The 21,614-nt window shown below is 71.7% G+C and carries 13 protein-coding genes; 5 read left to right on the plus strand and 8 right to left on the minus strand.

Features of this window, described 5'->3' with window-relative positions; translation table 11 throughout:
- Positions 1-1,152, plus strand: a complete 1,152-nt coding sequence (gene hflX / locus BUS84_RS12140) for a GTPase HflX (protein ID WP_074311441.1) — start codon at positions 1-3, stop codon at positions 1,150-1,152.
- A 46-nt stretch (positions 1,153-1,198) separates the two neighbouring features.
- Here hflX and BUS84_RS12145 read toward each other — a convergent pair whose 3' ends face one another.
- Positions 1,199-1,939 carry a class I SAM-dependent DNA methyltransferase gene (locus BUS84_RS12145; protein WP_074311442.1) on the minus strand — a complete coding sequence of 247 codons (741 nt, stop codon included), beginning with the start codon at positions 1,937-1,939 and terminating at the stop codon, positions 1,199-1,201.
- Positions 1,940-2,418: 479 nt separating this feature from the next.
- On the opposite strand from BUS84_RS12145, the gene BUS84_RS12150 reads away from it, so the two are divergent.
- Positions 2,419-7,878, plus strand: coding sequence for an ATP-binding protein (locus tag BUS84_RS12150; protein WP_074311443.1), 5,460 nt, complete (start codon positions 2,419-2,421; stop codon positions 7,876-7,878).
- Positions 7,879-7,929: 51 nt separating this feature from the next.
- Here BUS84_RS12150 and BUS84_RS12155 read toward each other — a convergent pair whose 3' ends face one another.
- The 5 genes from BUS84_RS12155 to aceB are packed head-to-tail and all read right to left on the minus strand — an operon-like array spanning position 7,930 to position 15,645.
- Positions 7,930-9,786 carry an L-lactate permease gene (locus BUS84_RS12155; RefSeq protein ID WP_074311444.1) on the minus strand — a complete coding sequence of 619 codons (1,857 nt, stop codon included), beginning with the start codon at positions 9,784-9,786 and terminating at the stop codon, positions 7,930-7,932.
- 43 nt (positions 9,787-9,829) lie between these two features.
- Positions 9,830-11,269, minus strand: a complete 1,440-nt coding sequence (locus BUS84_RS12160) for a (Fe-S)-binding protein (protein WP_084757361.1) — start codon at positions 11,267-11,269, stop codon at positions 9,830-9,832.
- Position 11,270: 1 nt separating this feature from the next.
- Positions 11,271-12,557, minus strand: coding sequence for an FAD-binding oxidoreductase (locus BUS84_RS12165; RefSeq protein ID WP_084757362.1), 1,287 nt, complete (start codon positions 12,555-12,557; stop codon positions 11,271-11,273).
- On the minus strand, positions 12,557-14,029 hold the full coding sequence (locus BUS84_RS12170) for an FAD-linked oxidase C-terminal domain-containing protein (RefSeq protein ID WP_074311445.1): 1,473 nt from the start codon (positions 14,027-14,029) through the stop codon (positions 12,557-12,559). Before BUS84_RS12170 ends, BUS84_RS12165 begins: the two co-directional genes overlap by 1 nt.
- Positions 14,030-14,061: 32 nt before the next feature.
- Positions 14,062-15,645, minus strand: coding sequence for a malate synthase A (gene aceB, locus BUS84_RS12175; protein ID WP_074311447.1), 1,584 nt, complete (start codon positions 15,643-15,645; stop codon positions 14,062-14,064).
- 158 nt (positions 15,646-15,803) lie between these two features.
- On the opposite strand from aceB, the gene BUS84_RS12180 reads away from it, so the two are divergent.
- Both BUS84_RS12180 and BUS84_RS12185 read left to right on the plus strand, forming a co-directional pair.
- Positions 15,804-16,709, plus strand: coding sequence for a hypothetical protein (locus tag BUS84_RS12180; RefSeq protein ID WP_244298484.1), 906 nt, complete (start codon positions 15,804-15,806; stop codon positions 16,707-16,709).
- A gap of 375 nt (positions 16,710-17,084) precedes the next feature.
- On the plus strand, positions 17,085-18,278 hold the full coding sequence (locus BUS84_RS12185; protein WP_074311451.1) for an endo-1,4-beta-xylanase: 1,194 nt from the start codon (positions 17,085-17,087) through the stop codon (positions 18,276-18,278).
- 1,162 nt (positions 18,279-19,440) lie between these two features.
- On the opposite strand, the gene BUS84_RS12190 is transcribed toward BUS84_RS12185, so the two are convergent.
- The gene (locus BUS84_RS12190; protein WP_244298485.1) at positions 19,441-20,262 is read right to left on the minus strand and encodes an SAM-dependent methyltransferase; all 822 of its coding nucleotides are present in this window, start codon (positions 20,260-20,262) and stop codon (positions 19,441-19,443) included.
- A 130-nt stretch (positions 20,263-20,392) separates the two neighbouring features.
- Here BUS84_RS12190 and BUS84_RS12195 point away from each other — a divergent pair, with 130 nt between their 5' ends.
- Positions 20,393-20,854, plus strand: a complete 462-nt coding sequence (locus BUS84_RS12195; protein ID WP_074311455.1) for a VOC family protein — start codon at positions 20,393-20,395, stop codon at positions 20,852-20,854.
- A gap of 46 nt (positions 20,855-20,900) precedes the next feature.
- Here the strand turns inward: BUS84_RS12195 and BUS84_RS12200 are convergent, their stop codons facing one another.
- On the minus strand, positions 20,901-21,554 hold the full coding sequence (locus BUS84_RS12200; protein ID WP_074311457.1) for a class I SAM-dependent methyltransferase: 654 nt from the start codon (positions 21,552-21,554) through the stop codon (positions 20,901-20,903).
- Positions 21,555-21,614 lie beyond the last annotated feature (60 nt).

The raw sequence follows: 21,614 nt of genomic DNA on the forward strand, positions 1-21,614 counted from the left end.
ATGGCGGGATCGTGGTTGCTGGGCTCCGGTGTCGGCGCGCCAGGTGAACGCCCGACGGCGGTGCTGGTGGCGGTCCATCAGCAGGACGAGGCCGGCGACAGCGGACCGGGCACGGAGACGTCCCTGACCGAGCTACGCCGGTTGGCCGACACCGACGGCCTGACCGTCGCCGACGCGGTGGTGCAGAACCGGAGCAGACCCGACCCGGCCACCTACGTCGGCTCCGGAAAGGTCGATGAGTTGACCGCCTTGGCCGAGCGCGCCCACGCAGATGTGGTGATCGCCGACGGCGAGTTGAGCCCCGGGCAGGTCCGCAACCTGGAGGAACGGGTCGGAGTTCGGGTCGTCGACCGCACCGCGCTGATCCTGGACATCTTTGCCGAGCACGCGCGTACCAGCGAGGGCCGGGTGCAGGTGGAACTGGCGCAGATCGCGTACCAGTTGCCCCGCCTGCGCGGCGACGGCCGCTCCATGTCCCGCGTCGGCGGTGGCCGGATGGCCGGCGGCGCCGGAATGGGTGTGCGTGGTCCCGGTGAGATGCGGTTGGAGACCCAGCGGCGGACGCTGCGCCAGCGGGCCACCCGGCTGCGTCGCAACGCCTCCGAGCTGGCTCGGAGGCGGGAGCGGGTTCGGGGTCGACGCGCCCGCAACCAGGTGCCCTCGGTCTCCATCACCGGCTACACCAACGCCGGGAAGTCCGCCCTGCTCAACCGGCTCACAGGGGCGAACGCTGAGGTACAGGACGTCCTGTTCGCCACCCTCGACCCGACCGTGCGCCGGATCGGCACCGGCGAGCTGACCTACACCGTCGTCGACACCGTCGGCTTCGTCCGTCACCTGCCACACCAGCTCGTCGACGCGTTCCGCTCGACGCTGGAGGAGGTCACCCGCAGCGACCTGACAATGCACGTGGTCGACGCCTCGGCCCCGGACGCCCTGGACCAGATCACCACCGTCCACGGGGTACTGCACGAGATCGGCGCGGGTTCGGTCCCTGAGCTACTCGTGCTCAACAAAATCGACGTAGCACCACCGGAATCGGTGCTGGCGCTGCAGCGCGTCTATCCGGACGCGGTGGCGGTCTCGGCGCTGACCGGCGCCGGCATCAATGACCTGCGGGCCACACTGGCCGACCAACTGTCGAGTCGTTGATCCGCCCCCCGACGGCCCCCAGCACCGGTCCGGTGCAGACGACGGCTCATGCCGTCATCGGTCGCCGGTAGACCGACACGTGGTCGCGGCTGCCATCGGTGAAGGGCCGGGCCGCCCAGTCCTCCCACCGGTGTTCCCGGGCCATCCCCGCCAGCTGCGCCATCAGGTCGAGCTCGGCAGGCCAGGCGTAGCGGTGATTGGCGGGCAGCAGGTCGACCCCCGTCCCGGTGAGCCGGACCTTCGTGGTGATCATCCGCTGCTCTGCCGGGTGCAGCAGGGCCGCCTCCAGCATGACCGCGTCTTGCGCGACCTGCACCGGCCGCAGTGCCGCTCCGGCCCGGAACGCGGCCAGGTCCGGCACCCATGCCTCGACGACGAAACGACCACCGGGACGCAGGTGCGCGACGGCGTTGCGGAAGCACGCGACCTGCGCCGCCTGGTCCGGCAAGGCGAAGATCGTGTTGAACGCGAGCAGCACCAGAGCGAATTCGCCCGGCACCCGGGTCACGGCAAAGTCGCCGACGGCCACCTCGATCCGTTCCCCACCCGGCTTCTCCCGTAGCCGAGCAGCCATCACCGGGGACCCCTCCACACCCGCGACAGTCAGCCCGCGTTCCTGCAGTGGCAGTGCCAGCCGGCCGGTGCCCACCCCGAACTCGCAGACCGGACCGCCGTCCGCGAGCTCCACGAGCCGCTCGACCGCCGACGTCGGATCCAGATGCGCGAAGGCATCGTCGTAGACGTCGGCCGGTATGTGCCGGCCGTACTCGCTCGCGTCGAACGGCAACGGTGCCTCCCGGGCATGGTGCGGCCCGCAGGCCGACGGGCGCTCGCACAAGATGCCCACATTTAGCCCATTAAAACCGAAACACCCGACCCGGGCACGCCCCGCCACCGGGCGCCCCCTGCCGTCGAGCGCCCCCTGCCGTCGATCTAGGGCATATCTTCACTCGCAGAGATCAACTAGCGGTGATATGCCCTAGATCGACGCGGCAGGGGCGGGCGGGGCGCGGCGGGCGGGCGGGGCGGGGACGGCGCAGGGGGTGGCGTCGTAGTCGGCGGGGCACGGTGTGTGACGCTGCCTGGCACGCATTGTGTGTTTGCGGTCCGGCGGCCAAAAACTCTTGTCGGGTTCCTACAACTGAGGGCCGGGTGGTTCGGCGATTGCGCCATGGCGCTGGCAGCCACCAGACGGAAGGGTGGACCACTGCGGGGAGTCGTCGTCTCCCCGTGAGCAGATCATGGTCTACCAAAGGGGTCAGTCGGGTGTTCAACCGTGTCGCCATCGTCAACCGTGGTGAGGCCGCCATGCGCCTCATCCACGCGGTCCGAGAGTTGGCCGCGGAGACCGGCGTCCGGATCGAGACGGTCGCCCTGTACACCGACGTCGACCGCACCGCCACCTTCGTGCGCGAGGCGGACATCGCGTACGACCTCGGTCCGGCGTCTTCCCGCCCGTACCTGAATCTCGCGGTGCTGGAGCGCGCCCTGACCGAGACCGGGGCCGACGCGGCGTGGGTCGGCTGGGGTTTCGTCGCCGAGGACCCGGCGTTCGCGGAGCTGTGCGAGAAGATCGGCGTCACGTTCGTCGGGCCGAGCGCGGAAGCCATGCGCCAGCTCGGTGACAAGATTGGCTCGAAGCTGATCGCCGAGGAGGTCGGCGTGCCGGTCGCGCCGTGGAGCCGCGGCGCCGTCGAGACGCTGGCCGCCGCCCGGGCTGCGGCGGCCGAGATCGGTTACCCGTTGATGCTGAAGGCGACCGCGGGCGGCGGCGGGCGCGGCATCCGCGTGATCACCAGCGAGGCCGAGCTCGATGACGCGTACGAGCGCACCAGTCAGGAGGCGGCGCGGGCGTTCGGCAGCGGCATCGTGTTCCTGGAGCGCCTGGTCACCGGGGCCCGGCACGTCGAGGTCCAGGTCATCGCCGACGGGCAGGGCACCGCCTGGGCGCTCGGGGTCCGTGACTGCTCGGTGCAGCGACGCAACCAGAAGGTCATCGAGGAGTCGTCGTCGCCGGTGCTCAGCCCGGCGCAGGCGGCCGAGCTCAAGGCGTCGGCCGAGCGGCTGGCCCTGGCGGTGGGTTACTGCGGCGCGGCGACCGTCGAGTTCCTCTACCACCCCGGCGATCAACTGTTCGCGTTCCTCGAGGTCAACACCCGACTGCAGGTCGAGCACCCGATCACCGAGTTGACCACCGGCTTCGATCTGGTCAAGGCGCAGCTGCACGTCGCCTCGGGCGGCCGGCTCGACGGCGAGCCCCCGGTGGAGCGCGGGCACGCCATCGAGGCCCGGCTGAACGCCGAGGACCCGGACCGCGACTTCGCGCCGTCGCCGGGCCGCATCGCGCGGCTGGACCTGCCCAGCGGCCCGGGCATCCGGGTGGACACCGGTGTCAGCGAGGGTGACACCATCCCGGCCGACTTCGACTCGATGATCGCGAAGATCATCGCGTACGGCCGTGATCGTGGCGAGGCGCTCGGCAAGCTGCGCCGGGCGATGGCGAACACCACGGTGATCATCGAGGGCGGCGCGACGAACAAGAGTTTCGTGCTCGACCTGCTCGACCAGCCCGAGGTGATCGACGCCAGCGCGGACACCGGCTGGATCGACCGTGTTCGCGGCGAGGGCAGACTCGTCGCGCACCGGCACTCCGGGGTCGCGTTGGCGGCCGCCGCCATCGAGGCGTACGAGGAGGAGGAGAGCGTCGAGCGGCAGCGCCTGCTGTCGACGGCGTCCGGTGGGCGCCCCCAGGTGCAGCACAAGAGCGGCCGGCCGCTGGACCTGAAGCTGCGCGGGGTCACGTACCGCATGCGCGTGGCGCGGGTCGGCGCGCACCGGTTCCGCGTCGGCATCGAGGTGGGCGCCGCGGTGCGTACCGCCGACGTCGAACTGGACCGCTTCGACCGGCACACCGGCCAGATCGTCGTCAACGGCGCCCGGTACCGCCTGCTGACCAGCACCCACGGGCCGACCCACCTGGTCGAGGTGGACGGCGTGACGCACCGGGTCAGCCGCGACGAGGGCGGCGTCGTCCGCTCCCCCATGCCCGCGCTGGTCGTCGCCACGCCGCTGGAGGTGGGCGCCGAGGTCGAGGCGGGCGCGCCGGTGCTGGTGCTGGAGGCCATGAAGATGGAGACGGTGCTGCGGGCGCCGTTCAAGGCTCGGCTGAAGGAGTGTTCGGTCTCGGTCGGCAGCCAGGTGGAGGCCGGTGCGCCGCTGCTGCGCCTGGAGCCGCTCGCCGACGACGCCGCCGAGACCGCGGACGACCCGGCCGCCGTCTCCGTCGAGCTGGACCTGCCCGCCACCGCCGAGGACGTTCCGGCGTACCTGCGCAGCAGGCGCGGCCAGGAGGACCTGCGCGCCCTTCTGCTCGGCTTCGACGTCGACCCGCACGACGACCGTCGGGTGCTCGACGACTACCTCACCGCGCGGCGGGAGGCCACCGAGGCGGGCCACCGGCCGCTGGCCGAGGAACTCGACCTCGTCGACGTGTTCGCCGACCTCACCGAGCTGAGCCGCAACCGGCCGACGGGTGAGGACAGCGGCGCCCACGTGCGTAGCGCCCGCGAGTACTTCCACACCTACCTGCAGAGCCTCGACGTCGAGCGGGCCGCTCTGCCGGATTCCTTCCAGGCCAAGCTCGCGAAGGCGCTCGGGCACTACGGCGTCACCGACCTGGACCGCTGCCCGGAGCTCGAAGCCGCCGTGTTCCGGATCTTCCTCGCCCAGCAACGCGCGGCCGCCGACGCCACGGTTGTCGCGACGCTGTTGCGCGCCTGGCTGCGGGAGACCCCGCCGGACGAGACGCTGCGTGAGCCCGCCGGTCTGGCGCTGGAGCGGCTGGTGGCGGCGACCCAGGTGCGCTTCCCCGCGGTCGCCGACCTCGCCCGTGGCGTGGTGTTCGCCTGGTTCGCCCAGCCGCTGCTGCGCCGCAACCGCGCCCGCGTCTACGCGGAGGTCCGTGGGCACCTGCGGCACTTGGACGCGCACCCGGACGCGGCGGACCGCGCCGAGCGCATCGCGGAGATGGTCCGCAGCACCGAGCCACTGGTACGGCTGCTCGGCCAGCGGCTCGTCCGTGATCACCTCGACAACGCGGTGATGCTGGAGGTGCTGACCCGGCGGTACTACGGCAACAAGGCGCTCACCAGCGTGCGCACCAGCGAGGTCGCGGGCTGCGCGTTCGTGGTCGCCGAGCGCGCGGATTCGAGCGTCGTCTCCGCCGCGGTGAGCTTCGACGCGCTCGGCGGCGCGCTGCGCGGGCTCGCCGAGCTGGCGAGTGGCGAGGACGCCGTCGACGCCGACATCTACCTCGGCTGGGAGAACCAGCCGGAGGACTTCGACGCGATGGCGGTGGCGCTGCTCGAGGTCATCGCCGTGCACCCGCTGCCGCCCGGCGTCCGTCGGCTCACCGCCACCGTGGCGGGTCGCGGCGGAGCGGTGATGCACCACCACTTCACCTTCCGCCCGTCCGGCGAGGGGATGACCGAGGACCGGCTGATCCGCGGCCTGCACCCGTACATCGCGCAGCGGATGCAGCTGGAGCGGCTGCACCAGTTCGACCTGACCCGGCTGCCGTCGTCGGACGAGGAGGTCTACCTCTTCCAGGCCGTGGCGCGGGAGAACCGGTCGGACGAGCGCCTCGTCGCGTTCGCGCAGGTGCGTGACCTGACCGAGCTGCGCGAGCACGACGGTCGGCTGGTCGCGCTGCCGACGACCGAGGACGCGGTGGCCGCGTGCCTCGACTCGATCCGCCGCGCCCAGTCGCGGCGACCGTCGAAGACGCGCTTCAACACCAACCGCATCGTGATCTACGTCTGGCCGCCGAGCGAGCTGACCCGCGAGGAGATGGAGATGATCGCCGGGCGCGTGCGCCCGACGACCGCGGGCGCCGGGCTGGAGGAGATCCTGTTCATCGCGCGGCAGCGCGACCGGCGGACCGGCGAGCTGACCAAGATCGCCGTGCGGATCTCCTTCGACACCGCGGGCGGCGCCGAGCTGGCCATCGGCGCACCGCCGGTGGAGCCGGTCGAGCCGCTCGACGAATACCGGTTGAAGGTGCTGCGCGCGAGCAGCCGCAACACGGTGTACCCGTACGAGCTGACCGGCCGGCTCGGTGACTTCGTCGAGCACGACCTCGACGACGACCACGCGCTGGTGCCGGTGGACCGGCCGAAGGGGCGCAACGGCGCCGCGATCGTCGCCGGGGTGGTCACCACGCCGACCGTGCAGCATCCGCAGGGTGTCACCCGGGTGGTGCTGCTCGGCGATCCGACGAAGTCGCTGGGTGCCCTGTCGGAGCCGGAGTGCCGGCGCGTGATCGCCGCGCTGGACCTGGCGGAGCGGATGGGGGTGCCGCTGGAGTGGTGGGCGCTGTCCGCCGGGGCCCGGATCTCCATGACCTCGGGCACGGAGAACATGGACTGGGTGGCCGCGGCGCTCAAGCGGATCGTCGAGTTCACCCAGGCCGGAGGTGAGATCAACATTGTCGTCGCGGGCATCAACGTCGGCGCGCAGCCGTACTGGAACGCCGAGGCGACGATGCTTATGCACACCAAGGGCGTCCTGGTGATGACGCCGGAGTCGGCGATGGTGCTCACCGGCAAGCAGTCGCTCGACTTCTCCGGTGGTGTGTCCGCCGAGGACAACTTCGGCATCGGCGGCTACGACCGGGTGATGGGGCCGAACGGGCAGGCGCAGTACTGGGCGCCGAACCTGACCGCCGCGCGGGACGTGTTGATGTCGCACTACGAGCACACGTACGTCGCGCCTGGCGAGGACGCGCCCCGGCGGGCGACCACCACCGACCCCGTGGACCGGGACATCTCCGCCTTCCCGCACGACGTGGCGGGCAGCGCGTTCAGCACCGTCGGCGAGATCTTCTCGACCGAGTCCAACCCGGACCGCAAGAAGCCGTTCGACATCCGGACGGTGATGCGGGCGCTCTCCGACCAGGACCACCCGGTGCTGGAACGCTGGGCGGGCATGGCCGACGCGGAGACCGCGGTGGTGCAGGACGTGCACCTCGGCGGCATCCCGGTGTGTCTGCTCGGCATCGAGTCACGATCGGTGCCACGTCGCGGGTTCCCGCCCACCGACGGTCCCGACACCTACACCGCGGGCACGCTGTTCCCGAGGTCGTCGAAGAAGGCCGCGCGGGCGATCAACGCGGCCAGCGGCAACCGGCCGCTGGTGGTGCTGGCGAACCTGTCGGGCTTCGATGGCTCACCGGAGTCGATGCGCAAGCTTCAACTGGAGTACGGCGCCGAGATCGGCCGGGCGATCGTCAACTTCCGCGGGCCCATCGTCTTCTGCGTGATCTCGCGGTACCACGGTGGCGCGTTCGTGGTGTTCTCGAAGGCGCTGAACCCGAACATGACCGTCCTCGCGTTGGAAGGCTCGTTCGCCTCAGTGCTCGGTGGCGCTCCCGCCGCCGCGGTGGTGTTCGCCGGCGACGTCAACGCTCGCACGGCGGCCGACCCGCGCGTGCGGGCGTTGGAGGCCCGGGTCGCGGCCGTGTCCGGCACCGAACGCGCCGCGTTGACCTCGGAGCTCGACGAGTTGCGCTCCGCGGTGCGTGCGGAGAAGCTCGGCGAGGTGGCCACGGAGTTCGACCGCGTGCACAACATCCAGCGTGCCGTCGAGGTCGGCTCGGTGGACGCCGTCATCCGCGCCGCCGAACTGCGTCCGCGCATCATCGACGCGATCGAGTCCCGCCTGCGCTAGGCGTCCGGTGGGGCCGCCCCCGCGAGGGGACGGCCCCACCGTCGAGCGGGATCAGGGCACCATCCAGCCGAGGACCGGCGAGCCCTGGAGCGCGACCAGCACACACATGAACAGCAGCAGGAGCAGGCTCCAGCCGAACACCTTGCGGAAGATCTCCCCCTCCCGGCCGGCCATGCCGACCGCGGCGGCGGCGATGGCCAGGTTCTGCGGGCTGATCATCTTGCCCAGCACCCCGCCGGAGGAGTTGGCGGCGGCCAGCAACACCGGGTCCAGCCCGGCGCGGGCCGCCGTCTCCACCTGCAACGCCCCGAACAACGCGTTGGCCGAGGTGTCCGAGCCGGTCACCGCCACGCCGATCCAACCGAGGATCGCCGAGAGGAAGACGAACGCCCCACCGGCGGCGGCCAGGAACGCGCCGAGGGTGTTGGTCTGCCCGGACTGGTTCATCACGTACGCCAGGGCGAGCACCGCCATGACGGTGACGATGGCGTACCGCAGCTCGACGTAGGTGCGCCCGTAGGCTCGCAGTGCCCGGCCGGCGGAGACCCGCAGCACCAACGCGGTGAGCACCCCGGCGAGGATCATCAGCGTGCCGGCGGCGGGCAGCCAGTTGAGGGTGAACGTGGCCGACGACAGCTGGTTGCCGTTCCCGCCGAGGATGTCCAGGCCGGGCCAGGCGAACTTCACCGTCCACGGCTCGTTGGCCAGGGCGTCCTTCACCGGCCCGAGATTGGCGATGGAGAAGATCGCGATGATGATCAGGTAGGGCGCGTACGCGCGGGCCACCTCCGCGGGGGTGTCGGCGACCCGGGGGGCGTCCGATCGGTGCGTGCCGCTGTCGGCCGGGTCCCGGTGCTCCCCTGGACTGTCGTGCGAGACCAGCGGGTCGCCCGGCGGGGTCTCGCCGCCGGGGCCGTCGAGCGACGGTGCGGCGGCGGTGGTCGTACCGGAGCGGCGACCGGCGGTGGCGCGGACGGCGCCGGGGTCGGCGAGCTCGGCCTCGGCGGGCTCGCGGGCGGCGGGCACGCTCGCCGCCTCCGGCTCGCGGCCCAGATCGGCGGGGGTTACCGGGCGCCAGACGCGGATCAGCAGCACGACGGCGGCGGCCGAGACCAGCGCGGCGACGATGTCGGTCAGCGGCACGGAGATGTAGTTCGCGGCGACGAACTGCGCCAGGCCGAACGTCACGCCGGCGACCAGCGCGGCGGGCCAGGTCTGCCGGATACCGCGCCGTCCGTCCACCAGGGCCACCAGCAGCAGGGGTACGACCACCGCGAGGATCGGCGTCTGCCGGCCGATCATCGCGCCGAGGGTGTCCACGGTGAGCCGGGAGTCGTCGTTGACGCCGCTGGTGACGGTGGCCAGGGTGACGACCGGGGTGGCGAGCGCGCCGAACGCCACCGGCGCCGTGTTGGCCAGCAGCGCCACCGAGGCGGCGTGGATCGGTCGGAAGCCGAGCGCCATCAGCATCACCACGGTGATGGCGACCGGGGTGCCGAACCCGGCCAGCGCCTCCAGCAGCGCGCCGAAGCAGAACGCGATGATGATCGCCTGGATCCGCATGTCCGGGCTGACCCGTTCGAACGAGCGACGCAGCACGTCGAAGTGGCCGCTCTCGACGGTGAGGTTGTAGACCCAGATGGCGTTGAGAACGATCCACAGGATCGGGAAGAAACCGAAGGCGGCGCCCTCGGTGGCCGAGAGCACGGCCTGCCCGACGGGCATGGCGTAGACGGCGATCGCCACCACCAGCGCGACCGCGAGCGAGATCAGCCCGGCCAGCCAGGCCTTCACCTTCAGCACGCCGAGCAGGACGAAGAGGGTGAGCAGGGGCAGGACGGCGAAGATGGCCGAGAGTGCGACGGAATCACTGACGGGATCGGTGACGACTGTGAACTGGTCGAACATGGGTCACCTCGACGCTCGGAGACGGTGGCGGGTGAGTTGGGCCCTACAGCAACTCCTCCACCGGCCGGGCGCGGAGGGAGGCGTCGAGGACCTGGGCGGTGTGGGCCAGCGCGATGTCGCCGCCGGCGCGGGTCACCGCGGCGGCGACCTGCATGAGGCAGCCGGGGTTGGCGGTGACGAGCAGCCGCGCCCCGGTGGCCAGTACGGTGCGGGCCTTGCGGTCGCCGAGTTCGGCGGCCGGCCCGGGGTGGAGCACGTTCCAGATCCCGGCCGACCCGCAGCAGATCTCCGGGTCGGCGATCTCCCGCAGCTCCAGCCCGGGAATGTCGCGCAGCAGCCGGCGGGGCTGGGCGCGGACGCCCTGGGCGTGGGCCAGGTGGCAGGCGTCGTGATAGGCGACGGTCACCGGCAGCGGGTGCCGGGTGGCGACCGGGCCCAGCTCGTCGAGGAGTTCGGACAGGTCACGCACCTTGCCGGCGAAGTCGGCGGCGAGCGCGGCGTAGCGAGGATCGTCCCGGAGCAGGTCACCGTACTCCTTGAGGGTGGAGCCGCAGCCGGCCGCGTTGACCACGAAGAAGTCGATGCCAGCGGCGGCGAACGTGTCGAGCATTCGGCGGGCGAAGCGCTGCGCCTCCGCCTCGCGTCCGTTGTGCACGCTCAGCGCGCCACAGCAGCCCTGCCGGTCCGGCAGGATGACCACGTCGCAGCCCTCGGCGGCGAGCACCCGGGCGGTGGCGGCGTTGACCTCGGGAAAGAACGCGCCCTGTACGCAGCCGGTGAGCATGCCGACCACGGCCCGCCGGGGGCCGACCGCGGGCACCCGCTGCGGTGGGCGTGCCGGCCGGCGGAGTCGGGGAGCGAGAGACTCCAGCGCCGCCAGGGTGGGCGCCAGCCGGGGCAGCAGCCCGGTCCGCTGGACCAGGCGACGCACTCCGCTGGCCTGGTACGCCCGCAGCGGACCGCGCAGCAGCCGCAGCCGCCGCCGGTACGGGAAGATCGCGAAGATCGCCGCCCGCAGCGCCCGCTCCCGGGGCCCGCGATGGTGCCGGCGTTCGACCTGCTGCCGGGTGTCCTCGATGAGCCGGTCGTAGCGGACGCCGGACGGGCAGGCGGTGACGCAGGACATGCAGCCGAGGCACTGGTCGAAGTGGGTGACCATCGAGTCGGACAGCGGCTCGCCCTCCAGGCCCTCCTTCATCAGGTAGATCCGCCCGCGCGGCGAGTCCATCTCCTCGCCCCACAGCACGTAGGTGGGGCAGGTGGGCAGGCAGAAGCCGCAGTGCACACAGTCCGAGACCAGCTCGGCGGCCGGCGGGTGGTGCGCGTCGAACGCGCCTACGCCGGGCGGTTGGCCGGCCAGGCCGAGCACGTCACGCGGCCCGCTGGCCGGGCGGGTTCCGCCCGGGGAGGAGAGCGGCGCGGGGACGGAGGGCCGACCGGTGCTCGTCAGGTCGCGGGGGTCGGGCTGCTGGGGAACGGACATCTCAGATCCCTCCCACGAATCGGCCGGGCGCGAGCCGGGCATCGGGGTCGAAGCGCTCCTTGACCCGGCGCATCAGTGCCAGACCGTCGACGGGTCCCCACAGGTCGACCCGGTCCCGCACGGGCGGGGGCGCGGTGAGCACCACGGCGTGCCCGGCGACGGCGGCGCTCGCCGTCCGCAGCGCGTCGACCAGGTCGGCGACCCGCTGCGGGTCGGCCGTGCCGGGCAGCCCGGCGTAGAGCACTCCGACGCCGGCCGAGCCGCGCAGCGCGAGCGGCAGGCCGCGCCGGTCGGCCGCGGCCCGGGCGTCGGCCAGCAGCCGGGGTACGCCGGAGAGCGCTGCGGTCAGCTTCAGCCCGGTGTCGCCGTCCCGCCACGGGTACCGGCCCCAGCCGTCCGGAGGCTCGTCGGACGCGGTGGCGTCGACGCCGAGCAGCCGGCGGGTCGCCTCCGCGCGGGCGGCCACCCCGGCCGCGGTGCCCTCCAGCAGCACCGTCACCGCCGCTCCCCCACCGGCCGGCGCGTCCAGCTCCAGCGCGGTGGGCACGAGCTGCGCGGCGCGTACGCTGCCGGCGAGCCGACCCGCCTCGGCCGGGTCGTCGGTCCGGCGGGTGACGTACGCGACCGCGGGCGGCAGCGGGTGCAGCCGGAACGCGCACTCGGTGATCAGCCCGAGCGTGCCGTACGCGCCGGTGACCAGCTTGGCCAGGTCGTAGCCGGCGACGTTCTTGACCACCTTGCCGCCGGCGTGCGCGATCACGCCGTCGGCGCGGACCATGGTGACCCCGATGATCAGGTCGCGCACCGTGCCGTAGAGCATCCGGCGGGGCCCGCTGGCGTTGGTGGCGACCATCCCGCCGACCGTGCCGCCGGGCAGCGCCGCGTCGAGGGCGAGCTGCTGGCGGGCGCCGGCCAGGGTGGCGGCCAGCTCGTCGAGGCGGGTGCCGGCCCGGACCACGGTGATCAGGTCACCGGCGGCGTGCTCGACCACCCCGGCCAGCGCGGTGGTGTCGAGGATGAGGTCGAGTCGCGAGGGTGGGCCTCCCCACGACTGCTTCGTGGCGGCGCCGCGGACCGTCACCGCGAGGTCGAGGGCGGCGGCCGTCCGCAGCAGGGCCGCGGCCCCGGCGGTGTCGCGGGGTGCGGCGACGTAGCGCGCGGGCACCCCGGCGATCACGTCGTGCTCGCCGGCCGGCCGGACCGACTCGGAGCCGTCCGAGCGCCGGCCGTCGGTCGTGGTCTCTCCGGCGGCGGCGCGGAGCCGGTCGAGGATCGCGTCGGTGGGCATCAGAACGCCTCCGCCAGGCCGGCCTCCTGCGCCGGATGGACCCCCTTGCGTCGACCGGGGATCTCACCGCAGAGCCGGGGCGTCGGGAAGACCTTGCCGGGGTTCGCCAGACCGGCCGGGTCGAACGCGCAGCGCAGCAACTGCATGGTGTCCAGGTCGTCGTCGGTGAACATCCGCGGCATGTACTTCGCCTTGTCCATGCCGACGCCGTGCTCACCGGTGATCGACCCACCGTGGCTCACGCAGAGGTCGAGGATCGCGCCGGAGACCTCCTCGGCGCGTTCGGTCTGCCCGTCGACGGCCGCGTCGAAGAGGACGAGCGGGTGCAGGTTGCCGTCGCCGGCGTGAAAGACGTTGGCGACCCGGATGCCGCGTTCGGCGGAGAGCTCACCGATGCGGCGCAGCACCGCGGGCAGGGCGGTGCGCGGGATGACCCCGTCCTGGACGATGTAGTCGGGGCTGATCCGCCCGACGGCGGCGAACGCGGACTTGCGGCCCTTCCAGAACAGCGCCCGCTCGGCGTCGTCGGCGGCGATCCGAATCTCGAACGCCCGGTTGTCCCGGCAGAGCCGTACCACCTGGTCGAACTGGGCGGCCACCTCCGGTTCCGGCCCGTCCAGCTCGACGATGAGCACGGCGCCGGCACCGGCCGGGTAGCCACAGTGCACGGCCTCCTCGGCGGCGGAGATGGCGAGCGCGTCCATCATCTCCACCGCCGCCGGCACCACCCCCGCCGCGATGATCGCCGAGGTCGCCGCGCCAGCCTGGTCGGTGCTCTCGAAGGCGGCCAGCAGGGTGCGCACCGACTCGGGCAACCGGGTCAGCCGCACGGTCACCTCGGTGGCGATGCCGAGGGTGCCCTCGGAGCCGACGAACGCTCCGAGCAGGTCGTAGCCGGGGGCGTCGGGCGCCCGGCCGCCGAGGCGTACCCGATCGCCGTCGGGGGTGACCAGCTCGACGCCCGTGACGTGGTTGGTCGTGAAGCCGTACTTCAGGCAGTGGGCGCCGCCGGAGTTCTCCGCCACGTTCCCGCCGATGGAGCAAATCTGCTGGCTGGACGGGTCGGGCGCGTAGTACCAACCGTGCGGGGCGGCGGCCCGGCTGACCGCCAGGTTGATCACGCCGGGCTGCACCACCGCCCGCTCGTCGGACGGCGCGACCTCCAGGATCTCCCGCATCTGCGAGGTGACGATCAGGACGCCGTCGGCGTGCGGCAGCGCGCCTCCGGAGAGCCCGGTGCCGGAGCCGCGGGCCACGAACGGGGTGTCGGCGGCGACGCAGGCGCGGACCACGGCGGCGCACTGCGCGGCATCGGCGGGAAGGGCGACGAGGGCGGGGACCACCTTGTACTGGGCCAGCCCGTCGCACTCGTAGGTGCGCAGCTGCTGTCGGTCGCTGATCACCCGATCCGCGCCGATGGCGGCCCGCAGGGCGACGGTGAGAGCTTCAAGGTCCATTCTGGCTGTGCTCATCGCCCACCTCCGCGCGTCGGGTCGGTCGTCGGTCAGGGCATCCGTTCGTACGCCGGCACGGTGAGGAAGTCCGCGAAGTCGTCGGCGACGGCGACCTCCATGAACAGCGTCCGGGCGGCGGTGTAGTCGCCCGGGTCGCCGGGGAGCTTGGCGATCTCCTCGTCGGCGATCCGCTCGACCAGCTCCCGGGTGACCCGGGCGCCGGTGTCGTCGAGGGTGAGGTCGTTGTGCAGCCACTGCCACACCTGGCTGCGGGAGATCTCCGCCGTGGCGGCGTCCTCCATGAGGTTGAAGATGGCCACCGCGCCGGAGCCACGCAGCCAGCTGGCCAGGTACTGCACGCCGACGCTGACCGCGTTGCGCAGCCCGGTCTCGCTGTGCGGGCCCGGGGTGGCGCGCACGGAGAGCAGGTCCGCGGCGGTGACCCGCACGTCGTCGCGGGTGCGGTCGAGCTGGTTCGGCCGGTCGCCGAGCACCGTGTCGAAGACCTCCCGGCAGATCGGCACCAGGTCGGGGTGGGCCACCCAGGAGCCGTCGAAACCGTCGCCGGCCTCGCGGGTCTTGTCGTCGCGGACCTTCGCCAGGGCGGTCTCGTTGACCTGCGGGTCGCGTCGACTGGGGATGAAGGCGGCCATTCCGCCGATGGCGTGCGCGCCACGTCGGTGGCAGGTCCGCACCAGCAGCTCGGTGTACGCCCGCATGAACGGCACGGTCATCGTCACCGCGTTCCGGTCCGGCAGCAGGAAGTCGGCGCCCCGGGTGCGGAACTTCTTGATCACGCTGAACATGTAGTCCCACCGGCCGGCGTTCAGCCCGGCGGAGTGCTCCCGCAGCTCGTAGAGGATCTCGTCCATCTCGAACGCGGCCGGGAAGGTCTCGATCAGCACGGTGGCACGGATGGTGCCGCGCGGGATGTCGAGCCGTTCCTGAGCGGCCAGGAAGACGTCGTTCCACAATCGCGCTTCGAGGTGGCTTTCCATCTTGGGCAGGTAGAAGTAGGGCCCGGCGCCGCGGTCGATCTGCCGGCGGGCGCAGTGGAACAAGTAGAGCCCGAAGTCGACGAGGCTGCCGGAGGTGCGCTCGCCGTCGACGAGGATGTGCTTCTCGGTGAGGTGCCAGCCGCGCGGGCGTACCACGATCGTAGCCAGTTGACCGTCGTGCAACGCGTACTGCTTGCCCTCGGGGGATGTGAAGGCGAGCTTGCCGTCGATGGCGTCGCGCAGGTTGAGCTGACCGGAGATGACGTTCTCCCAGAGCGGGGTGTTGGCGTCCTCGTGGTCGGCCAGCCACACCTTCGCCCCGGAGTTGAGCGCGTTGATGGTCATCTTCGCGTCGGTGGGGCCGGTGATCTCGACGCGGCGGTCGACCAGGCCGGGTGCCGGCTCGGCGACCCGCCAGTCGGCCTCGCGGATCTCCCGGGTCTCGGGCAGGAAGTCCAGCAAACCACCGTCGGCCAGCTCGGCCTCACGCTGCCGTCGGAGGGCGAGCAGGTCCCGGCGACGCGGGTCGAAGGCGCGATGCAGATCGGCGAGGAAGGTCAGCGCCTCCGGGGTGAGGATCTCGTCGTACCGGGGGTGCATCGGGCCCGTGACCTCGATGCCCGCAGGGATGGTCATCGGCTCGCTCCTCACCATGACATGCGTGGTGATCGATTGGACGCGCTCCTGCCGACTGTAGTTCTTGCAGTTCGGACCCGCGACCTGAGCGACGACACAGTCGCCGGGAGCGGTCGACCCGGTGCGGCGAACGGCGCCTCAGGCGCGGCGAGCGGCAAATGAGCCGCGAGGCGGCGAGAGCCGGGTGCGGCCCGCGACGCCGGCCCGGCGGCCGCCACGTTCAGCCGCCGTTAATCTCCACGTCGGTATGCTGCGGCCGCGGATGGAAGCGGGGGGCGATGGGTGCGGGTGACTGGATGCGCGGAGGATCGCTGATCGCGAGCGTGTTGGTCATGGCGGGACTTGCCGGCTGCGCGCAGCGCCCTGTCCCGCCACCACCACCCCCACCGCCCTCGGTGGACCCCGCGCCGTCGGCGAGACCGGCCGAGCCGCAGGCTCTGATGGCGATGATCGGTGGGCTGGTCGAGCAGACCGGTGTCGGGGACGACATCCGGCAGGGCGAGATCGAGACCGGCGAGGCCCATTTCGAACCCTGCGACCTGCTCATCACCGACCCGAACCGGGCGATGGGGGTCGGGCTTGATCTTGATGCGGTGTGGGCCGCTGGCCTTGAGGTCAATCCCGTGCCGTCCTTCCAGAACATCCAGCCCCCGATGACCCTCATGGACGTCCGGGTGGTCCATCTGTCCGAGGACTCCGCGGCCGCCGACGCCGCAAACCAGGTGCGCACCGCGAAGTGCCCGAGTGACGAGTTCCGGCTCAACATCGGCCAGGCGACTGCCCGGTGGGGAGCACGCACGGTGGCGGTCGGCCCGACGAGCGCGCGGCTGACCTCGGCGACGGTGAAGCGGGTGAACCCGGAGATCGAAGCCGGCGTGGCGTATCTGCCCGGCGATGCGCGGCTGGTCTTCGCACACGGGCCACTGCTGATCAGCATCGAGGCGCTCACGTTGTGGCCGCGCAAGCTGAACTCCGCCGCCGAGATCACCGCCGCGGCTCAGGAGAAGGCGATGACCCTGGCGGCGGCCATCGTGCGGGCCCTCCCATCGGCAAGCGAGGGGTGACGGAGCGCACCACGGGTGGGGCGCCGAGCGTCGACGCCAGGACCACGGCACGCAGTGGCAGATGCCGCTACGTCCGAGCCCGCCTCTTGATCTGCCAGTGCTATCAGGTTTCGAAAGTTTCGAGCCGGACCGCACCGGTGCTGCGCAGGTCACGGGTTGAATTTCCGGAAGTGTTCGCGCTTGACGGGCTCCATCGACCGACTTAACGTTTCGAGCAGGTTTCCGGTCTCCACACGGCGGAGCTGTCAGCGCCACCTCGGTCAGCCCGAGACCTCCGGACACCCCGCACCGGCCTCACTTCCAGCCCACCAGCACCATGCCCGCACCCTCCACTTTATGATCGATTTCTATCGATTGATGCCGAAAGGAAGGCAGATGAAGCAACGACGGTGGATCAGTGTCGGCGCGGTCGCGGTCGCGACCGTTGCGGCACTGAACGCGGTGCCCGCCACCGCGAGCCGGCCGTACGATCCGACCGCCCAGAGCCTGGCCGCTCTCGGGCTGCGCCACGGCCTCCAGGTCGGCACCGCGGTGGACCTGGCAGCCCTCAACGACGCCAACGACCCGCAGTACCGCCGCCTGGCCGCCTCCGAGTTCTCCTCGGTCACCGCCGAGAACGCGATGAAGTGGGAGAGCCTGGAACCCACCCGCGGCGTGTACGACTGGGCCGCGGCCGATCAACTCGTCGAGTTCGCGCGACGCAACAAGCAGAGCGTGCGCGGCCACGTGCTGGTCTGGCACAACCAGCTGCCCACCTGGCTGACCAGCGGGGTCGCCGACGGCTCCATCAGCAAGCAGGAGCTGCGCGAGCTGCTGCGCAAGCACATCACCACCGTCGTCAGCCGCTACAAGGGCAAGATCTGGCAGTGGGACGTGGTCAACGAGGCGGTCGGCGACCCGTGGGACACCCCGTCGACCCTGCACTACAAGGGCTTCTGGGCGCAGAACCTCGGGCCCGGCTACATCGCCGACGCGTTCCGCTGGGCGCGGGCCGCCGACCCCAGGGCGCTGCTGTTCTACAACGACTACAACATCGAGGCGTTCGGCTCCGGCAACCCCGCCGACGACAAACCGCAGTTCGTCTACGACATGGTCAAGGGGTTGCGCGCCCAGGGCGTCCCGATCGACGGCATCGGCTCCCAGGGCCATCTGGGCACCCAGTACGGCAACTACGACACCCTCCAGGTGACCGCCGCGCTGAAGAAGTTCGCCGCGCTCGGTGTCGCCACCGCGTTCACCGAGGTCGACGTTCGCAGCGAGATGACCGAGGCGGTCCAGGCCGGCAACTCGGCCGAGATCAACCCCCGGTTGCAGGCGTCAGCCGCCAACTTCAGCGTGCTGATGAAGGCCTGCCTCGCCGTACGCAGCTGCCTGTCGTACACCGTCTGGGGTTTCACCGACAGGCACTCCTGGGTGCCGGGGTGGTTCACCGAGCCGCCGCAGGGCATGGCCGCCATCTACGACGAGAACTACCAGCCCAAGCGGGCGTACCACGAGCTGAAGTCCGACCTGATCTTCGCCGGCCCGCCGTACGTCCTGCCACGCGTCGCACCGAAGCCGCGCCGCTGACCCGCTCCGGGAACACCGGAACACCACCGGGCCGTGTGAGGCTTTGCGCCCCACACGGCCCGCACGCGACGATGATGCTCCTGCCGATGGGCCAGCAGTAAGATCGCTGGCACCTCAGCGAAGACTCTCGCCTGCGTCATCCGGAGTCCGCGTGTCCGAGCAGCCAGCCGTCGACGTCACCCACGATCCCCGGAGGTGCCGTCTGCTGCGCGGTCCCGCTCCTGGTCAGAGTCCGTGGACGGCGCATGGCTGACCGTTGGTACCGGACTACCCGCCGGGCACTGGCCGTCGTGTGCCTGATCGCCGCCGCCGCGGTGCCGGCCGGTTCATCGGCGGCCTCCACGACCCGGTCCGCGGCCCTGCGGGTGCTCCAGATGAACCTCTGCAACAGCGGCCGGGCCGGCTGCTACACGGGTCGGTCGGTGACCGCGGCGGCTGAGGCGATCAGTGCGGAGCTGCCCGACGTGGTGTCCCTCAACGAGATCTGCCGGGACGATGTGGCCGCGCTGGAGGGCGTGCTCGCGAACGTCCACACCGGCGGCGCCGTCGTGTCCGCCTTCACGGCTGCCGGCGACCGCCCCAGCGGCTCCGTCACCCAGTGCCGCAACGGCGAGCCGTACGGCATCGGACTACTGACCCACCTCAAGGCGGCGAGCACCCCGTACACGGTCCGCAGCGGGATCTACCCGACCCAGGACGTCTCGGACCCCGAGCAACGAGCCTGGGTCTGCGTCCACGTCCCTCGCGCGCTGCACGCCTGCACCACACACCTGGCGGCCACCAGCCTCACCGTCGCGCTCGCCCAGTGCCATCACCTGCTCGACACGGTCGTACCAGCGATCCGCAGGAGCAGTGGGTACGCGCCCACGGTGCTGAGCGGCGACCTCAACCTCCGGCACGACCGCTCCCCCGACGTGCGGTCCTGCATGCCGCCGGACTACCTGCGGGTCGACGACGGCGCGCTACAGCACCTGATGGCGACAGCCGACGTCACGATCTGTTGCAGCCGGTCGATAGGCATGCACGGGGCGACCGACCACCCGGGGCTGCTGGCCACACTCACGATCGAGGGCAGACGTCCCGGCTGGACCCGGTCGCACAGCGCCGGGCCCTTGCCCGCGCCCTGTAGGTCCGCCGCAGTCGATCAACCCGCCGCTGCTGGCTATCGCACGATGCGGGCGACGGCGCCGTTGAAGGACACGTCCTGCACGGATGGACGGGGCTGCGGGGCGTCATCCGCGCGCCACCGCGCCACGGACACGATGCCCGGATCGACGAGTTCCATCCCATCGAGCAGGCCGGCGAACTGCTCCGTGCTCCGGGCACGGAACCTGCCGTCGTGATTGTTGGCTTCGAGCTTCGCGATCACGGCCGGCGGGAGGAATTCCCAGGTGACGTGCGAGGCGACCACGTAGCTGCCGGCCGGGAGCGCGGCGACGAGCCGGGCGAGGATGCCCCCGGGGTCTTCGTCATCACGGATGAAGTGCAGGATCGCCACCAGCATCAGCGCGACGGGCTGGGACAGGTCCAACGTGGTCCGCAGATCCGGGTGGGCGAGGATCTGCTCCGGCTCACGCAGGTCGGCGTCGAGGTAGGCAGTGTGGCCCTCAGCTGTGCTGCTCAACAGCGCGCGGGCGTGGGCGAGGACGATCGGGTCGTTGTCGACGTAGACGACCCGGGCGGTCGGGTCGATCGCCTGGGCGACCTCGTGGGTGTTGTCGGCGGTCGGGATCCCGGTGCCGATATCCAGGAACTGCCGGACGCCTTGTTGCGCCAGGAAACGCACCGCCCGCTGCAGGAACATCCGGTTCTCGACGGCGGCCAGCCGGACGGTGGGCATCGCGGCCGCGAGGGCGTCACCGGACTCCCGGTCGGCAGCGAAATTGTCCTTGCCGCCCAGCAGGTAGTTGTACCTGCGAGCCGGGTGCGCGACCGTGGTGTCGATCCGGTCCGCCGCTGACAGTTCCCCGCTCCGGCCAGTCACCAGGCCCCCCATCGCCGCGTTCGACCTCTACAAGGTACACAGCCGACGGTCGTTGGGAATGCCGTCATCCCTCCGGGATGAAGGTCTGCCCGCTGCGCGACCTACGAGACCCGCTACGAACGGAGCACCGATGAGCCGCCACCTCCAGGTCACCTTCGACGCCCACGACCCGCGGGCGCTTTCGTCCTTCTGGCGCGACGTACTGGAATACGTCCTCCCCGGCCCGCCCGGAGTCGACCTGCCCGAGGGCGCCGACCCGTTGGCCGCGTGGGACGACTTCCTGGCGCGAATCGGCGTACCGGAGGAGCAGCGCAACACGAGATCGGCCATCGAGGACCCGGACGGGCACGGCCCACGGCTGTTCTTCCAGCAGGTGCCGGAGGACAAGGTCGCCAAGAACCGCGTCCACCTCGACGTCCGTGTGGCCCCCGGGCTGGAGGGAGAAAAGCGGATGGCGGCGCTGGAGGCCGAGTGCGACCGGCTCGTGGCGCTGGGAGCGACGCGGGTACGTCGTGACGAGCCGGCTCCCCCACTGAGCGCCGGCCACATCGTGATGACCGACCCCGAGGGCAACGAGTTCTGCCTGGACTGACGCGGCTCAGCTGTGGCCACGGAGGCGGTGTGGGGCGGGCCGCCGGCTAGGTGCCGAAGGCTCGGACCGTGCGGAGCAGGAAGCCGGCCAGGAGAAGCTGACGGCCGCCTGTCTCCGCGGCCACGTCGATCTCCTCGACCTCCGTGTCGACCCACTCCGGCTCGGGGAAGCCCGCCCGCAGGAGGTCCTCGGTCACGCCCCAGCCGTGGCCCGCCTTCAAGGACACCGCCAGGACGAAGACGCTCGCGCCCGGCGCGGCGAGACCCGGCAGCAGCGCGACGTATTCGTCCACCTCGCCGCCGCCGCGCCGGTTGAGGCTGTGGAGCAGGCCGGAGTCGAACACCGTGTCGAACGGTGCCGACGACAACGACAGGGCCCTGGCATCCTGGACCTCGAAGTTCACCGTCAAGCCCTGGCTGGCGGCCTTGGCGCGGGCCATGTCGATCGCCACGCGTGAGATGTCGACCGCCGTCACCTCGTAGCCGCGGCGGGCGAGGGCGATCGCGAGATCGCCCGTGCCGCAGCCGACGTCGAGCACCTTCGGGCCCTTCACCCCGTTGTCCAGCACCTGCGCGAGTGCCGGCTGCGGGCCGCCGATGTCCCACGGTGGCCCACCCGAGCTGGCGGTTTCGCGGTAGGTCTCGTCGTAGTCGATCTCATCGGGCTCGCCGCCGTTGATCTCGGCGTTGTGTGCGGTCATCGCAGACCCCCTGGACAACCAGGTCGCCGACGTCAACCTGGGCTCGACGAACGCGGCAGG

This window comes from Micromonospora cremea, assembly GCF_900143515.1.
Classification (GTDB): domain Bacteria; phylum Actinomycetota; class Actinomycetes; order Mycobacteriales; family Micromonosporaceae; genus Micromonospora; species Micromonospora cremea.

Excerpts from the sequence above, each read along its gene's own strand:
- hflX (WP_074311441.1), top strand. The coding sequence starts at position 1 with ATGGCGGGATCGTGGTTGCTGGGCTCCGGTGTCGGCGCGCCAGGTGAA.
- BUS84_RS12155 (WP_074311444.1), bottom strand. The coding sequence starts at position 9,786 with ATGTTCGACCAGTTCACAGTCGTCACCGATCCCGTCAGTGATTCCGTC.
- BUS84_RS12170 (WP_074311445.1), bottom strand. The coding sequence starts at position 14,029 with ATGAGCACAGCCAGAATGGACCTTGAAGCTCTCACCGTCGCCCTGCGG.
- BUS84_RS12180 (WP_244298484.1), top strand. The coding sequence starts at position 15,804 with ATGAGCCGCGAGGCGGCGAGAGCCGGGTGCGGCCCGCGACGCCGGCCC.
- BUS84_RS12195 (WP_074311455.1), top strand. The coding sequence starts at position 20,393 with ATGAGCCGCCACCTCCAGGTCACCTTCGACGCCCACGACCCGCGGGCG.
- BUS84_RS12160 (WP_084757361.1), bottom strand. The coding sequence starts at position 11,269 with ATGTCCGTTCCCCAGCAGCCCGACCCCCGCGACCTGACGAGCACCGGT.
- aceB (WP_074311447.1), bottom strand. The coding sequence starts at position 15,645 with ATGACCATCCCTGCGGGCATCGAGGTCACGGGCCCGATGCACCCCCGG.
- BUS84_RS12185 (WP_074311451.1), top strand. The coding sequence starts at position 17,085 with ATGAAGCAACGACGGTGGATCAGTGTCGGCGCGGTCGCGGTCGCGACC.
- BUS84_RS12200 (WP_074311457.1), bottom strand. The coding sequence starts at position 21,554 with ATGACCGCACACAACGCCGAGATCAACGGCGGCGAGCCCGATGAGATC.
- BUS84_RS12165 (WP_084757362.1), bottom strand. The coding sequence starts at position 12,557 with ATGCCCACCGACGCGATCCTCGACCGGCTCCGCGCCGCCGCCGGAGAG.